The sequence below is a fragment of the Desulfobacter curvatus DSM 3379 genome (genome assembly GCF_000373985.1).
GTDB lineage: Bacteria > Desulfobacterota > Desulfobacteria > Desulfobacterales > Desulfobacteraceae > Desulfobacter > Desulfobacter curvatus.
In genome coordinates this window covers 22,255-38,305 of record NZ_KB893052.1, presented here as the reverse complement: position 1 = coordinate 38,305, position 16,051 = coordinate 22,255, and the positions used below count along the sequence as shown (strand labels likewise).

Sequence of the window (16,051 nt, the reverse complement as noted above, 5' to 3'; positions counted from 1 at the left end):
ACTTCGAGTTCAGTCCCGTACCCGCCCAGCTGCAATGGATCCTGGGCCGGTATAAGGTGGTCTCAAAGGATATGGTTGGCCAATGGGAGCTTCTGCAGGATATATTCTCCAGGGAGGAGCGACGGGACCTTGAATTGGGCCGCCTGGTTATCACATTGCGGGACGGCAGTCTCATTGTCGCGGTCCGGGTCTCCGATACCGGTCCATCCATCACCACCCGCACCCGGATCTGGACACTTGCCGCAGATGATGCTGTATCTGCGGTGGCGGCTATTCGCGATCAAATGCCCGTGTTTGAAAACCGCACACACAGTGTGCAGGAGCTGGAATCAAAAATCATCAGCCTGACCCAGTCCCTGATTGATGAGGGCCTCCAGGCAGAGGCTGACCGTACTCTGATCCTTTACAAGCTTGATGAAATCGAAAAACAGACCCGCCGCCTCCAGGTGCTCAAATTTCAACTGCATCAACGGCTGATCAGGCTGAGCATTATCAACGACATTCTCGATTTTTCAAAAATTGAAGCCGGAAAAATGGAGGTGGAAGTACTGGATTTCAACCTCAGGGATTTGATTGAAGAGACCACGGAGGTCATGAGCCTCCACGCGGAAAGCAAACGTCTTGAACTGGCTTACTATATCCAGCCTGAGGTTCCCTCCCTGGTCAAAGGGGATCCCGGCCGGATCAAACAGATTATGATCAACCTGATCAACAATGCCGTCAAGTTTACCTCCAAAGGCAGCATTTCACTTTCAGTAGAACGGATTCATGAGACCGGAGAAACGGCCTGGATAAGAATATCGGTACAAGACATGGGGCCCGGCATTTCTCCTGAGTGTGCGGAAAATTTGTTCAAGGCATTTTCCCAGTTGGACGCCTCCACCACGAGAAAACACGGCGGCACCGGTTTAGGGCTGGCCATATCAAAGCAGTTGGTGGACCTGATGGACGGTGAGATTGGTGTGGATTGTAACAAGGCTCAAGGCGCTGTGTTCTGGTTTACCCTGCCGATGCCCCGGCAGCCGTACCAATATAAGGATACAGCCGTGGCACAGGAAGCAGTTGCCCGGAACCATGTGCTGGTGGTGGATGATAATACCACCAACCGCCGCCTGCTCAGCGCATATCTGAAAAAATGGGGGTGCCGATGTGCCCTGGCGGAAAGCGGTAGCCAGGCACTGTCCCGGATCAGGACAGCTGCGGAGGGAAACCTGCCGTTTAGTATCATCATCATTGATTACATGATGCCTGAAATGACGGGAGATATCCTGGGACAGCAGATAAAGGCCGATCCTGCCTTCAAGGATACTCACATGGTCCTGATGGCCACCCGGGAGCAGAGAAGAGACAGGGCAAAAATGAAAGCCACAGGTTTTAGCGCCTTCCTGGTTAAGCCCATCAAGCGGCAGGACCTTTTTCACTGTATCGCCCGGTGCTGCGTGCCCGGTTATACATCAGACGATTCACCGGATCAGGGTGCGGTACTGGTCGGACGGCACAGCTGTTCGGTGGACCCGGAAAGAGAGGTCAGGATCCTGGTGGCGGAAGACAACCCGGTCAATCAGAAGGTGGCCGTCATGTCTCTGAATAAGATGGGCTATGATGCGGATATAGCCGACAACGGCAAAGAAGCCGTGGCAGCCGTACGTGAGTTTCCTTACGATATAGTGTTTATGGATATGCATATGCCGGAACTGGACGGGCTCGAAGCCACAAGGATCATCCGCTCGGATCCGGATATTCCCAACCCTGATCTGCCCATTGTGGCACTCACAGCCAGTGCAATGAAAGAGGACCGGGAAAGATGCCTGGATGCCGGTATGGATGACTATCTGTCCAAGCCCATCACCCCGCAAAAACTGATGATCATGGTGGAAAAGTGGGTCACCGCTTCACAGGACCAGATGAAAACCTTTACTCATAAAAAAGGGCTCTCTCCGAAAAAAAAGCAGGCGTAGCACTTACCGGTGTCATGCCGGTGCTCGTGTCCTTTTATTATATTTCTAAAATTATCCGGTATCTTCCGGTTAATTTTCAAAAAATATTGACATTTTTAATGTTATAGAGAATAGTCCAGCCAGTTTTCAGGTGCCAATAGCGCTTAAAAGGGAACCCTGTGAGAATCAGGGACGGGCCCGCCGCTGTATTCGAGGACGAACGCTGCAATTTAGCCACTGACTGAATGTTGGGAAGGCGCAGCTATTAGGGTGATCCGAAAGTCAGAATATCTGCCTGGGAATGTATTTTATATCGCCCGAGGACAAGGCTGATATACCATGACTGCGGAAAAAACCAGGGAATCCCAGATCAATCTTTTAACTAAAGGGTCTGGGGTTTTTTATTTTAAGTAAAATTAAGTAATTACTGATTCCGGACCCAAAGCCGTAGCTATGCAAGACGGGTGAAATTCGTTTCTATCTCCACGCAATTTTAACCCAAAGTCTGGCAAGGAGGGTAAGATGAAATCCGGTTCAGTAGTTCTTGTTGCAATGCTGTGTATTTGTCCTGTGGCGGTATTTGCCGGACAAGATGTTGAAGCTGTTCACAAATTAGACGAAATCGTTGTCACCTCAACCCGGAAGACCAAGGCGGTTGACACACCTGCAAGCCTTTCCATCATTACCGGTGAAGAACTCCGGGACATGGGCGCTAAAAACATTGTCGAAGCGCTGACCAGAATTCCCGGGGTCACTGACAGCAGTTCAAAAAGCCAATCCGTTATTATTCGTGGAAACAAAAGTGCCATGGCCGGCGGCCCGGTCCTTTTAATTGACGGAGTGCCTTTGAAAATGGGGGATTACCGGTACAGTGAGTTTGATTTTATTCCGGTGAACCAGATCGAGCGTATCGAAGTTCTGCGGTCGGCCGGCATTGCCTACGGTCCGGGGGCGGCCAGGGGCGTGATCAATGTGATTACCCAAAAGAGTACCCGGGATGGTTTTCATGGTGATGTTTCCGCATCCTACGGTTCATGGGACACCCATGACGAAAACGTCTCCTTGTCCGGTATGAAGAACAAGTTTGATTTTCTGGTTGATGCCGAAAACTATCACACAGACGGGTATGAGGAAGAAGAGGAAAACCGTAAGTCTGTTCTGGGGCGGATCGGGTACAATTTGTCCGACCAGACCCGCATCGGGTTTCGGGTCAACCATGTGGACTATGACAATATGACGGCAGAAGGACTTAAAAAATACCAATGGCAGCTGGACAACTATCGCCGCAGCATCCATTTTCCCAAAAGTGAAACCGATTCCGATCTGCTTTGGCACAACGAGAAAGATGAAGAGAATACAACGGTGGCCCTGGAGTTCTCCCATAAGGATAATAACCTGTTTCTTGACGGTTCGTTCTCCCGGACAACATATGAAAAAGATTTCAGGCGAACCTATGCCATATATGACAGTCCTGAAAGCGTTTACTATGAAAATTCAGATCAGGATACATATGCGTTGACTATGTCGGGCGGGTATCATTTTAATTGGGGTTCCGTGGGTTACACCCCTTCTGTGGGGATCAATTTTGAAGATATTGATAATACCGTAGGCCGCGTATACCCCTATGATTCTACTAAAGACACAGATGTGTATAATTTTGATCTACAAGAACAAACCTATGGGATTTTTTGGGATAACGAATTGATGTTCAATGAAAATTGGGGATTGAACATCGGGGCGCGTTTTGACAGGACCCAGGTGGAATTCCAGGACAAGGTGCCCAATATTGTGGATGAATCCCATGATATGATCAGTTACTCTGTTGCCCCTTCCTATCATTTCAATGAAAAAGCCATGGTCTATGCTTCCGTGGGAAGAAATTACTGGTTTCCCACACCGCGATACTATGCCTGGGCCGTAGAAAGGGGGGGAGCCTTGAACCCGGTTGAAGACCTTGAGCCTGAAGAGGTGCTGACATATGAACTGGGGTATAAGCATATGTTCAACAAGATGCTCAATATCAATGCCACAGTTTATTTCTCAGATTATAAAGATAAATTCGGTACCGTTCGTGACGAATCCGACAACTCCTGTGGCCAGGGAAATATCGGCGATGCCGAGGCCAAGGGCATCGAACTTGAGGCGGACGGCAAACTGAACAGGTATGTTGGATACCGGCTGGCTGCTGCTTACCAGGATATCGAGTGGACCTCGGGCACCGCCCTGGCATACATTCACCCAACCAATACCCGCGACTATACAGCCGATATCTCCGGAAAGCAGATCTACTGGGTGCCTGAATTCACAGGCCTTGTGGGCCTTGATTTTTATCCCATGGACAATCTGAAAGTCAGCGTTGACATGAATTACATCGGCAAACGCTACGTGGATTATCTGAACCAGATTGAATACCCGGACAAGACCACCTTTGACGCGCGGGTTGCCTATACCTGGAATCACTGGAAGTTCTGGATTTTGGGTAAAAATATTTTTGACGAAGATCTTGAATATGTATCCAATTCATCTGGCAAGCTGGATTCCGATGGTGAGCCAGACAACGCCTACTATGTTCAAAACGGTGCATATGTTGAGGCCGGGATCAGTTATCACTTTTAAGTAATTATTTTTATAAGAAACATCTCTGTAACCCACAGAGATGTTTCAATATTCGTTGTGGGCCGAACCACGGTCAAAGACCAAGGACGGTCCGTGACCGTTATAAGACAGGTGCATGTCATGCTTAAGCAATTATGGATGAGTGGAATCCTTGGGGCGTTCCTGGTTTTCGGCATCAAAATCGGTGTGGGGCTGGGGGCACGGATAAACCATCCGTCCATCCCAATGTCAAAAAAATGGATATTTGCGGGCAGCTCTATTCTGGCATACATGCTTTTGTTTTTTGGTATGCATGCCCTGGTCACAGGTTTTCAACTGTTTGACTATCTGGACCGTATCGCCAAAGCTGTTCAATACGGTATGGCCGTTCATTTCGCACTGGCGTCGGGCCTGTTTGCCTGGGGTGTGGTCTTGCTTGGATTACAGCAAGGTCGCGGGCATGCCTCGTTAGGCCCGGGGCTTTTACTGGTGCTTCCCTGCCCGGTTTGTGCCACAGTGATCCTGCTCAACCTGTCCTTGGCATTTTCTATTTTTCCCCTGTCCCCGGCTATCACAACCTTGGTGCTGTTTGCATGCTTTACGGCATGTATCCTTTTGACTTTGGCCATGATCACCCTGTTTCGAAACCAGATCTCTTCTATGGACGATTTTCTGGGCCTTTCCATGGTGCTGATTGCCCTCTATTTTGTACTGACCGTTCTCATTGCCCCCATTTATCCTGAAATCAAGGCGGCTTATCAAATGGCGGAGTCTAATAATCCTGTGGGGCAGTTTGCAACGACCCCATTCTTGATACTGGCCGGAAGTGCAGTTGTTCTTGGCATATCAGGGTTTTACCGGTCCTATTTTTACAAGGTATAACATCCATGAATCTTTTCGCTGTATTCCAAACTATTTTATACACCATCTCGACGGCATTGTTGGTACCAGTTGCGTCGTTGCTTATCATTCTGTGTCTGTGTCTGTTCATCTATACCGGTGGTTTTTTCGGTGAATGGATTAAGCGCAGGCAAAAACGCTCAAAAAAGCCCTTGTCCGCATTTCTGGAAGAGATCAGCCGGGCTGGGATGTTGCCCGAAGAAGTCCAATCCATGCTGCCGGCACATATTACGGCATATGCCCGGGACCTGGAAAACATCTTAAAACAGCCGGGAATTTTGAAAGCTGAAAAAATTGAAGATTTGAACCAGAAAAAACAACACACGCTTTTAAAAAGTGTGGATAAAATCCGTATTGTTGTGCGCACAGGGCCCAGTTTAGGCTTGATGGGCACCCTGATTCCCATGGGCACAGGACTCTCCGGCCTGACCCAGGGCAATATGGCCCAGCTCTCCTCCAGTTTGATTTTGGCGTTTACTACCACGGTGGTGGGCATTGCCTTAGGTCTCAGCAGTTATTTTTTTACAGTGGTCAAGGAGCAGTGGATGCTTGAAGATATGCGCAGGATCAACCTGATCACCGAGGCCATGGCAAACGGCCTTTCCAAAGAGACCGCACCAACGGATACGCCATGAAATTTATAAAACAAAGCCGGCCGGACCAATTACTCAAATCCAGGTATGAAGAACCGCTCAATGGGGTGGCCAATCTGTTCGATGTGGCACTTGTATTTATTGTGGCCCTGCTTTTAACCTTGATGTCCACCTTCCAGGTTCTCGATTTTTTCAATCCGGACAGTGAAATCACCATCATGAAAAAGGTCAAAGACCAGTGGCAGATCATCACCAAAAAGGGAAAAGAGATCAAAGTCAAAAAGGTGACAAACCATAAAATCGGCGGGAATGAAGGCTTCCGGCTCGGCACGGCCTATCAGTTAAAAAACGGCAGGATCGTTTACATCCCGGAGGAAAAAATTGATGAAATCGATTAAACGGCTCTGGTTGCTTATTTTTGCCGCAACACTTTTGCTTCCATCCGTCTCCCCCTGTGCCCCGGACAAGCTGACCATTATTTTTGCCGTCAGTACCAGAGACAGCATTATGACCGCCCGGGTCATCAGGGAATTATCCGCCATGCCCGGCATCAGCGAAAAATGTCGTTTCAGATTTTATACGGACAAAGAGATCGGTAACAACCGGGTTGAACCGGAAGATGTCAACAGCGCTGACATCATTTTGGCCGATTTCATGAAGCGGGAAATGGATGAGTTCTTATCTGCAACTTTGGAAAATAAAACCATAAAAATCTACAGCCTTCGCTGCAGCTACCTGGCCGATAAATTAAAGAAAAAAGGGTTTCTGCCGCATCTTGACAGCGAAGCCTATTTCCAGCCGCCCACTGTGGAAAATTTAAAAAATATGGTTTTTATGGTGCTTTGTGATAATGGGATTAAAACGGCCTATGAAAAACCCTTTGTCCTGCCGGATGAAGGACTCTTTCACCCGGATGCCCCGAACTTGTTTGCAAATTTTAACGATTATCTGAACTGGTACAAAAAAGAGGGCAGATTTAACGACAAAGGGTTCTGGGTGGGGATTCATACATTCCGAACCTCGGTGGTCAAAGAGAGCGGTAAACTTGAGGCAGGCATCATTTCAACCCTTGAAAAAAATGGTATCAATGTGCTGCCGGCGTTTGGAAAACCACCTTACCATAAATCCCTTCAGTCCTGTTTTTTGGATCCGAACGGCAAGCCCCGTGTGGATGCGCTTGTTGGGTTTTCCTTCCGGTTTTTAAGAGGATTCCCCCAGGAGACCACCCGGATTTTATCCCGGATTAACGCACCTGTATTTATCCCCTTGGAAGCCCACGGCATCACCATAAACCAGTGGGAAAAATCAGATCAAGGCATTTCCACAGTTCGCACCGCCTGGCAGGTCTGCATACCCGAAGAGAACGGTGGGATTGAACCCACGGTGGTAGGGGGAAAGACAGCTGTCCGGCTCAAGGGTATGGCCGATATTCTGTACGACAGGGTGCCCATACCCGGGCAGGTTGAGCTTCTGGTTAAACGAATCCAGGCCTGGCATCACCTGAAAATAACACCCAACTGTGACAAAAAGGTTGCCATGCTTTACTGGAACCACCCACCGGGCAAGCAGAATATCGGAGGCAGTTACATGAACTGTTTCAGATCCATTGCCCAGATCGTTTCAACGCTCAAAGCCCAGGGGTATACTATTGAAGACAACGATCTCACTGAAGATGTTGTCAAAAAACGAATTCTTTTAGGCGGCAGAAACGTTGGTTCGTGGGCCCCGGGGGAACTTGCCAATCTCATTGCAAACCATAGCGTGATAAAGATCCATTTATCGAAGTATAAAACGTGGTTTGCACAGCTTCCCGAAGAGTTTCAATCCCATGTTCTGGCACAGTGGGGCCCTCCTGAATCCACCGATATTATGATGGAAAATAACGCATTCCTCATTCCGTGCATCCGTTTGGGGCATCTGTGGCTCATGCCCCAGCCTTCCCGGGGATTTGGGGAGGACCCGGAAAAATTATATCATGATCCCAAACTGTATCCCCATCATCAATACATCGCCTTTTACATGTGGCTGAAAAAAGAGTTCAAAGCCGATGCGATCATCAGCCTTGGCAAGCACGGCACCCACGAGTGGCTGCCCGGCAAACAGGTGGGGCTTTCCATCACGGACCCGCCCGACATACTCCTTCAGGATATTCCAAATATCTATCCCTATATTGTGGATAATGTTGGTGAAGGCATCCAGGCCAAACGACGGGGCCGGGGCGTTGTCATCGACCATTTAATTCCGCCCCTCAAAAAAGGCGGAACCTACATGGAATACCGCAAACTGACTGCGTTGATCGATGCATATCACATTGCCCTTGAAACCGATGAAATGCTGGCCCGGGAAAAGCTGAAAAGCGTTGAATCTCTGATTAAAAAGCTGGGGCTCCATAATGACCTGGATCTAAAAACCTACGACGCCGAAACCATTGAAACCGTTGAGCACTATATTCTTGAACTCCAGGAGACCATGATTCCCTATGGCCTTCACACATTCGGCGTCTCCCCCGAGGGCGAGGCGCTTTTGTCCCTGACAGATGCCGTTTGTGACGCAAGCCCGGAAATAGAGCCGGCTGATATGAAAACGCAGCTTCGCGCCTGTGGGGAAAATGAGCTGACGTCCCTTATCAAGGCCCTGAACGGCGGATACATTGCCCCAGCCGAAGGCAATGATCCCATTCGAAATCCCGATGCAGTACCCACGGGGAAAAACTTTTTCGGATTTAACATTGATAAAGTCCCGTCAAAGGAAGCCTGGCGCATGGGCAAAAAACTGGCCGACGACATGATTGCCGCCTACCGGAAAAAGCATGGGTCTTATCCGGACAAACTGGGGCTGATTCTCTGGAGCACGGAACTGCAGAGAAACGAAGGCGCAAGCGTGGCTGCCGTGCTGTATCTTTTAGGCGTATCGCCGGTGTGGGATAAAAAGAATCAGGTGGTGGACATTGTTCCCATACCGGGCCGGCTGCTGAACCGGCCCCGGATTGATGTGCTGATTCAGTCTTCAGGACTTTTCAGAGACAGTTACGCAAAATTGATCAAGCTTATGGACCGGGCTGTTCGCATGGCATCCGAACTTAAGGATGTGGAAAATTTTGTGGCCGTCCATAACCGGACCATTGAAGCCGCCTTGATCAAAAACGGATATTCTCCTAAGGAAGCCAAAGATCTAAGCCGGGCCAGGGTGTTTGCACCCATGCCCGGGGCCTATTCCCATGCCATGCAGGAACTGATCCCCAACAGCGGGGTATGGGAGAATGAAAAGGAGATCGCCGATGTATTTATTCATCATTACGCTTATGCCTATGGCAACAACATTTGGGGTAAATCCTTGAAAAGCGCCTATCTGTCCAATCTTAAAGATGTAAAAATGGCCATGCATACCACCTCTTCCAATGTTTATAATCTTCTGGACAATGACGATGTGTTTGCCTTTTTAGGCGGGCTTTCCCTGGCGGTGAAGCAGCAGACCGGCAGCTTTCCCGAAACCGTTGTGGCAGATATGAAAGATGGAAAAACCGTAACACTTGACGATCTTCCCAAGGCCATCGGCAAGGCCCTGAGGACCCGGTACCTGAATCCCAAATGGATTGAAGGCATGAAAAAGCAAGGATATTCCGGTGCCAAGGCCATGGGCGAATTCGTGGAGAACTTGTGGGGATTTCAGGTCACCTCCCCCTGGGCCGTGGACGGCAAATACTGGGAACAGATTCATGATGTCTATGTCCAGGACAAATACGGCGAAAACCTCAAAGAATTTTTCGATAAAAATAACCCCTGGGCAATTCAGTCCATCACGGCACGCATGCTTGAAGCCGACCGGAAAAAGTACTGGCAGGCACCGGAAGAGATGAAAAAAAACATTGCCCGGACCTTTGCCGTCAACGTGATTGAAAAAGGGGTGGCCTGCTGTGAGCACACCTGCAACAATCCCATGTTCCAGCAATATGTCACCAATTATCTCTCACTGGCCGGCCTTTTAACCCCCAAACAGATGGACGCCTTTAAAATGACCCTGGCCAAGGCCGCGGGAAAGCCTCTGGAAGAACGAATTGCCGAGCACCAGAGAACCCGGCAGGGCCTTGAAAAGATCATTAAAGAGATTCAGCAGCCTGAGAATGCCCGTGCCCGCACCAAAGAAGAAAATATCGAAGGGTTTGAAATGGTGGAAGAAAAGGCAACGCAAACTACCGTAACTACTTCGGGCTCGGCCTGGCAGGTCATGGTGATTGCCGCAGGGCTCCTGGTGCTCTTGGTTGCAGGATATAAATTGAATCGTGTCTGAACAAAGATAAAGGAGTGATCTATTATGCATCAACATGGTTATATAGGCCGGAAAATGCGCCAGCCAAGACTTAAGGAACAGCCGGCAATTGTTATTGCGGCATTCGGGTCATCATCCCGGGGCCAGGACGCCATGGACAGGGTCCAGGCGCAGCTGGCCGAACAATTTACCGGTTACGACATTTACTGGGCCTATACCTCGGAGATTATCCGCAGAAAAAAGGGGCTGCCAAGTCTTTTGGAAATATTGGGAAAGGTAGAAGCCGACGGATATCGAAAAGCGGTGGTTCAGCCGCTGCATGTATTTCCGGGTACGGAATATCAGCAAGTCAGGGAATCTTCTTTATACTTTCCGGGGCTGCGGGTGGTCATGGGCGAAACACTTTGCCACCGGTGGGATTTTGTTGAGCAGGTGCTTGAAGAGGTGTCAAAGGATTTTTTGACCGGGGAAAAGGAAATTAATCTGCTGGCCTTGCACGGCACACCCCTGGCAGCAGATCCGGTGAACATGATTTATATGGGCATCAATCATCTTGTATCAGGCCTTTATGACAATGTGTACACGGCCACGGTCGAAGGCATCCCTAATATCAACAGTGTTGCCGGGCAAATCCGCAAGGCCCGTGCCCAACAGGGCTTTACCCGCATCCGCCTGATCCCCATGATGTTTCTGGCCGGCATTCATGTAGAAGATGACCTGATGGGCCCCAAAGACAGTTGGCGCTGCATGTTTGAAGATATGGGCATGGAGGTGGACTGCCCCAAAATCTTCCTCGGTGACAGTGAATATTTCAAGGGCCTGGCATTCCGGAAAGAATGTATCCGGTTTTTTTGTCAACGGTTGGAACGTGCGTTGAAGATTATGCGCTGCTATTAATGTCCTTTTTGCCTGAGAATATCGTAATAGGTGAAGATCCGTTCTACATAATGAACCGGTTCCTGTCCCCGGGCATATCCATGCTGGGTTTTTTCATAGTATTTGCGTTGGGTTAGAAGGGGCAGGGCTTTTTTCAGGGATGTCCACTTATTGATATCCATGCCTTGTTGCCGGGCAATTGCCTGGGCGTCTCTGACATGGCCGTATCCCACGTTATAAGCGGCAAGGGCAAAGCGGTTTTTTTGTCGCGGGTCTGGAATATCATCAAACCGCTTGTGCATTATGTTGAAAAATTTGACGCCGGCTTTCACGCTCTGTTTTGGATCCAGCCGGTTTTTGATCCCCATCAATCTGGCTGTGTCCTGTGTCACCTGCATCAGCCCCCGGACGCCGGTACGGCTTTTGGCCTTGGCATTGAAGTGGGATTCCTGGTAGACCATTGCAGCGATCAGTCGCCAGTCGAATCCGTATTTTTCAGATTCTGTTTTAATCATCTTTTTATATTCGGGCAGCCGTGTTTTGATCCGTTCATGGAATTTTTTTAATTCAAAATAGTTAAAAATTTTTACGTTGCCATAATACTTTTCATATAGTTTAGCAAGAATGCCGGTTTCTTCAGCCACCTCAAGAAACTGATTGATTTGGTCCCGCAGACCTTCATTTGTTTTTTTTACGGCCCATCCTAAGTACTCTTCTTCTTGAATAGGCAGCCCGATTTTAATGTCCGGGTAGTATCTGCGGTTTAACAGGGCAATGTTTGAATCCGCAATGGTATATTTGATTTTTTTTTCAGAAACCAGTCTGATGAATTCTTCGGTGGACACATACATAAGCGGCTGAATCTTCAGATCAATCCCTGATGCTTTGAGTTCCTTTAAGCGTTCCTGGTAGGAGGAGCCTTTTCTGACATAAATGGTTCTGCCTGCCAGCTGCTCAAGATTTTTTATGCCGAATTTTAGTTTGTGGTGAATGAATTTTTGCTGTACAGGCATGTAGGGATCTGAAAATAATGCGATCCGCTTCCTTGATTCTGTTATGGTGATGCCGGCGGCGATGAAATCTCCCTGTCCGGAATTGAGCACGTCAAACATTGTGTTCCACTCCGGAACGATTACTTCAAGGGCCACCCCAAGATGATCTGCAAATGCTTTGGCAAGGTCATACTCAAATCCCATGGGGGAATCCCGGTATGTGTAATAGGATGTGGCCGTATTGGCCGTGATCATGCGAATCGTACCGCGTTCCTGAATTTGTTTCAGGGGCGCTTTGAATCCAATCCCCATTTGATCGAACAACAGGTATATACCGATTCCTGCCGCAGCCAACGCCACGAGGATGACCGCATATAATTTGTTTTTCTGATTGAAAATAATCGCCTCCTGTTGATGTCGGGGTTAATACAGCACAGATTAATGGGGCGGTCTTTTTCTTTAATCATATCTACATGAGATTGCTTTGGTTTTCCTGTAACGGAATCAGCTTTGTTGACCTGCGGGTTTTCCAAACGCGGAACCTACAAGGTTTCGATTTCTGGGACGATAGGTGTTATCCTCTTTTTCCTTCTGAATGACCGTCTTTAGCAATTTATACATTTTGATATTCTGGGGTTCATCCTGATAAAAGGAATCCCAGGCATATTGGAGTAGTCTCTGGAGACGCTCCGGGGCCATGTTTTTGGGCTGAAACACCACCTTGTCCGCCGAATACTCATCCCAGTCATAGGATAAAATTCTTTTCTGTCGGTTCAGTTCTTCCCATGCCCGGGTGTGGGGAAACGGCGTCAGCACCGTAAATTCAGCCAGATCAAGATCAATTTCCAACAGAAAATCAATCAGTTTTTTAATGGAGTCTTCGGTGTGGTGGTCAAGGCCTAAGAGGATCGTCCCCTCCACACCGATGCCGTGGTCATGGTAACGCTTAATGCGGTCCCGGATTAAATCCGAAGTATCGAACACGGCCTGGTAAACATACCAGGCGCCTGCCTGGGCTGCCAGGTCCAGCACCTTGGGGTCGTTTTCAATGGGGTGGCAGCACCATTTTTTCTTTAAGGGGATCATCTCCCGGAAAAGATCCAGCTCCCACTGCTTATCCTGGGCCAGGGAATTGTCCACGATAAAAAGCCGGTTGTTGTCAATGCCGGCCAGTTCTTCAATGGTTTTGTCAATGGGTCTGGGTCTGAACTTGCGCCCCCCAAGGTAGGCCACGGCGCAGGGGTAGCAGTTAAACCGGCATCCCCGGGAGGCATGGACCAGGTCCACCATCTGAACGCCTTTGTAGTTGTACAGATCCCGGTCAAGAATATCCCGTCTGGCCGGTCCCACCATTTCAATGGGCGGCTGTGATGACAGATAATCATACACAGGAGCCAGGCGATTTTTTCTAAGATCATCAAAGACCTTTTCCATGCGGCCTTCAGCCTCGCCAAGAAACAAACTGTCTACCTGGCCGATCATCTGTTCTGAATGAAGCATGGTGGCAATGCCCCCGGCAATGACCGGAATGCCTTTGGCCCTGAACTTTTTTGCAATGGCGATGCCGCGGTTCACCTGGATGGTGAGCATCATGGAGAGCGCAACCACATCCACTTGTTCGTCATAGTCAATGGTCTGGACATTCTCATCAATAAACTCAACCTCGATATAATCGGGCAGGGCTGCTGCAAACACAACAGGTCCATGGGGGGGGAGGTGGAATTCTGTCTGCCGGTCAAGTTTTGTCCATTTGGGATAAATCAGTTTCAGCTTCATTTATTGTCACCGCAGGGGTTGGTATCAGATATTAAATTTGCGTCTGTCAGGGTCATGGTTAACGTGTATCGTGATGGAAATGCCGCTGTCAAGGTTATAGACTTTGGAAAAACATGTGTCCGGCTGTTTGTGTCTGTCTGGGATTGAGGAAATATATACGTAACACTGCGCCTAATCCGATGTCTGCCGGTTCTTAAGTTCTGGGTCCAAACACTCCTGTCCGGGGATGTAATAATGTCTATTGTCCCACCGTCGGGTTCTGAAAACCGTAAGATCGTATTTTTATTTTCAAGCGTTCCCCAGGCATTAAGTCTGCCCCGGGGGCTGAAAAAAATAAGCTCAATGTCCGATACCAGTCCCCGGGCAAGGGCATGGCTGTCAAAGGGCGGGATAGCCCGGTGAATTGTGAGCCTCTCACTGGTGTGATCCGCTTCAAAAAGAACCAGTCCTTCCAGGGTCATGATCACACAATGGATGGCCCGGCATCGGGGGTGGATATTGACAACGCCCATGAGCATGGCCGAATGGCTGCCCGGCATGGTCAACTCTATGGCGTGGACAAACTGAAAGGAATTGGCCGGGAACAGCTGGTTCAACTCCTGGGAAAGAATTTGCTCATCAGGGGCAGGGGAATTGTCCAGGGGGATAATGGGCGGCAGATCAGCGCACCCTGCGCCAATTAAAAGAATAAATGCAACGAGATATCCTATCGCGGTTTTCTGTCTCATTTTGGGGCTGCAAACAGATCAGGGGCAATGCCTTCGTTGAGTTGGACCTTATCAAATCGAAGACGGGTGTAAGAATCTTGGTTTTCGCGAATCACGACCTCTTTAAAAACCCCCGGCTGTTCGGACAACACCAAGACAATGTCCTGGATAAAATGGGTCATGGCCTTATCTTTGGGTGCCAGGATGATTCTGCCGGGCTCCGGCGTCTCCTCAATGGTCGCATTGAAAACGCTGGTGCTGAAATTTCCTTTGAGCCATTGGCTGATTTCATCCATGACAACCGTCATGGCACCCATGGCAGCCGCATTATCCCGGACAAAGGTGGTATCTTTGCGTATATATCGCGAAACGCGTTGTCCCTGCATAATCAGGATGTTTTGAATGGGTTCCCGGTATTCAAACCTCAGCGCATCCGGGCTTTGGAAACGGATAATCCCTTTGGAAATCAGCGGCTTTACCAGGATTTTCATGTGTTTTTCCTGGATAAAATCGGCACTGATTGACCGGATGCTGCCGGCTGCTTTCTGGATCTGCGCCAGGGACGTTGCGTGTGCACTTGATAAAACCAAGGCCGCCATCAGGACGGTGGCCGCAGCCCCCAGGAAAAGTCTTTTTACCATCGGCATTAGAACATGCCGCCGTTGACTGAAATTACCTGGCCGGTCACGTAAGAAGCATCCTCGGAACACAGAAATTTTACCACCCGTGCCACCTCTTCGGGTTGGCCCACCCGTGCCATGGGAATCATGGTTTTGACATTAGCCATGGGCAAATCCTTGGTCATATCAGTCTCAATAAGTCCCGGTGCCACAACATTAACTCGAATGCCGATGCGTGCCACTTCGGATGCGATACTGCGGCTGGCACCGATGAGTCCTGCCTTGGCCGCACTGTAATTGGCCTGTCCCCGGTTGCCTGTCAGGCCGGACAACGATGCGATGGAGACAACAGCTCCCTGCTTCTGGCGAACCATTTTTTTCAGGATCGGTTTTGTCATATTATAAAAACCGTCAAGGCTGGTTCGGATCACCTTGTCCCAGCTCTCTTCCTTCATCATGATGAACAGGCCGTCATCAACAATACCTGCATTGTTTACCAACACATCAATGGTTTCGCATCGGTCCACGATATGGTCAATTGCGGCTTTGGACTGATTTTTGTCCGCCACATCAAACTGCATGATTTCACCGTTGGAACCGGCTGCCCGGACCTGTTCAAGGGTCTGTCCGGCACCGTCTTTATCCGAGTGGTAATTGATAAAGGTGTAATACCCCTGTCCTGCAAGTTCAATGGCGATGGCCCGGCCGATCCCCCGGCTTGCCCCCGTAATGACGGCGGTTTTTGTATTTATTTTCTGGGACATGGAAAGACTATCCTAAGTATGATTG

At 49.1% G+C, this 16,051-nt stretch carries 12 protein-coding genes and 1 riboswitch; of the genes, 7 read left to right on the top strand and 5 right to left on the bottom strand.

The genetic code is table 11. The features are described 5' to 3' along the window. The first annotated feature begins 71 nt into the window (after positions 1–71). From B147_RS28185 to B147_RS0111025, 7 genes are all read left to right on the top strand, one after another. Positions 72–1,958 (top strand): response regulator, encoded by a 1,887-nt coding sequence (locus B147_RS28185; protein WP_020587265.1) that lies wholly within the window; start codon positions 72–74, stop codon positions 1,956–1,958. Positions 1,959–2,069: 111 nt separating this feature from the next. Then, positions 2,070–2,250, top strand: a riboswitch (cobalamin riboswitch). A 209-nt stretch (positions 2,251–2,459) separates the two neighbouring features. Then, positions 2,460–4,553, top strand: a complete 2,094-nt coding sequence (locus tag B147_RS0111050; RefSeq protein WP_020587264.1) for a TonB-dependent receptor — start codon at positions 2,460–2,462, stop codon at positions 4,551–4,553. A gap of 93 nt (positions 4,554–4,646) precedes the next feature. After that, positions 4,647–5,414, top strand: coding sequence for a DUF2162 family putative transporter (locus tag B147_RS0111045; RefSeq protein ID WP_245568996.1), 768 nt, complete (start codon positions 4,647–4,649; stop codon positions 5,412–5,414). 5 nt (positions 5,415–5,419) lie between these two features. Further along, positions 5,420–6,067 (top strand): MotA/TolQ/ExbB proton channel family protein, encoded by a 648-nt coding sequence (locus B147_RS0111040; protein WP_020587262.1) that lies wholly within the window; start codon positions 5,420–5,422, stop codon positions 6,065–6,067. Beyond that, positions 6,064–6,423 (top strand): DUF2149 domain-containing protein, encoded by a 360-nt coding sequence (locus B147_RS0111035; RefSeq protein ID WP_020587261.1) that lies wholly within the window; start codon positions 6,064–6,066, stop codon positions 6,421–6,423. Before B147_RS0111040 ends, B147_RS0111035 begins: the two co-directional genes overlap by 4 nt. Then, entirely contained in the window at positions 6,410–10,312 is a 3,903-nt protein-coding gene (locus tag B147_RS0111030; protein ID WP_020587260.1) for a cobaltochelatase subunit CobN, read from the top strand. Before B147_RS0111035 ends, B147_RS0111030 begins: the two co-directional genes overlap by 14 nt. 24 nt (positions 10,313–10,336) lie before the next feature. Beyond that, positions 10,337–11,188 (top strand): sirohydrochlorin cobaltochelatase, encoded by an 852-nt coding sequence (locus B147_RS0111025; RefSeq protein WP_020587259.1) that lies wholly within the window; start codon positions 10,337–10,339, stop codon positions 11,186–11,188. Here B147_RS0111025 and mltF read toward each other — a convergent pair. From mltF to fabG, 5 genes are all read right to left on the bottom strand, one after another. Beyond that, entirely contained in the window at positions 11,185–12,519 is a 1,335-nt protein-coding gene (gene mltF, locus B147_RS0111020) for a membrane-bound lytic murein transglycosylase MltF (RefSeq protein ID WP_157237860.1), read from the bottom strand. The genes B147_RS0111025 and mltF overlap by 4 nt on opposite strands. Before the next feature lie 144 nt (positions 12,520–12,663). Then, on the bottom strand, positions 12,664–13,935 hold the full coding sequence (locus tag B147_RS0111015) for a B12-binding domain-containing radical SAM protein (protein WP_020587257.1): 1,272 nt from the start codon (positions 13,933–13,935) through the stop codon (positions 12,664–12,666). Continuing rightward, positions 13,932–14,663 (bottom strand): hypothetical protein, encoded by a 732-nt coding sequence (locus B147_RS0111010; protein WP_020587256.1) that lies wholly within the window; start codon positions 14,661–14,663, stop codon positions 13,932–13,934. The genes B147_RS0111015 and B147_RS0111010 overlap by 4 nt, the downstream gene beginning before the upstream one ends. Further along, positions 14,660–15,289, bottom strand: coding sequence for an outer membrane lipoprotein carrier protein LolA (locus tag B147_RS0111005; protein ID WP_020587255.1), 630 nt, complete (start codon positions 15,287–15,289; stop codon positions 14,660–14,662). The genes B147_RS0111010 and B147_RS0111005 overlap by 4 nt, the downstream gene beginning before the upstream one ends. Beyond that, the gene (gene fabG / locus B147_RS0111000) at positions 15,289–16,026 is read right to left on the bottom strand and encodes a 3-oxoacyl-ACP reductase FabG (protein ID WP_020587254.1); all 738 of its coding nucleotides are present in this window, start codon (positions 16,024–16,026) and stop codon (positions 15,289–15,291) included. The genes B147_RS0111005 and fabG overlap by 1 nt, the downstream gene beginning before the upstream one ends. Positions 16,027–16,051 lie beyond the last annotated feature (25 nt).

Excerpts from the sequence above, each read along its gene's own strand:
- B147_RS28185 (WP_020587265.1), top strand. The coding sequence starts at position 72 with ATGGTTGGCCAATGGGAGCTTCTGCAGGATATATTCTCCAGGGAGGAG.
- B147_RS0111050 (WP_020587264.1), top strand. The coding sequence starts at position 2,460 with ATGAAATCCGGTTCAGTAGTTCTTGTTGCAATGCTGTGTATTTGTCCT.
- B147_RS0111040 (WP_020587262.1), top strand. The coding sequence starts at position 5,420 with ATGAATCTTTTCGCTGTATTCCAAACTATTTTATACACCATCTCGACG.
- B147_RS0111035 (WP_020587261.1), top strand. The coding sequence starts at position 6,064 with ATGAAATTTATAAAACAAAGCCGGCCGGACCAATTACTCAAATCCAGG.
- B147_RS0111030 (WP_020587260.1), top strand. The coding sequence starts at position 6,410 with ATGAAATCGATTAAACGGCTCTGGTTGCTTATTTTTGCCGCAACACTT.
- B147_RS0111025 (WP_020587259.1), top strand. The coding sequence starts at position 10,337 with ATGCATCAACATGGTTATATAGGCCGGAAAATGCGCCAGCCAAGACTT.
- B147_RS0111015 (WP_020587257.1), bottom strand. The coding sequence starts at position 13,935 with ATGAAGCTGAAACTGATTTATCCCAAATGGACAAAACTTGACCGGCAG.
- B147_RS0111010 (WP_020587256.1), bottom strand. The coding sequence starts at position 14,663 with ATGAGACAGAAAACCGCGATAGGATATCTCGTTGCATTTATTCTTTTA.
- B147_RS0111005 (WP_020587255.1), bottom strand. The coding sequence starts at position 15,289 with ATGCCGATGGTAAAAAGACTTTTCCTGGGGGCTGCGGCCACCGTCCTG.
- fabG (WP_020587254.1), bottom strand. The coding sequence starts at position 16,026 with ATGTCCCAGAAAATAAATACAAAAACCGCCGTCATTACGGGGGCAAGC.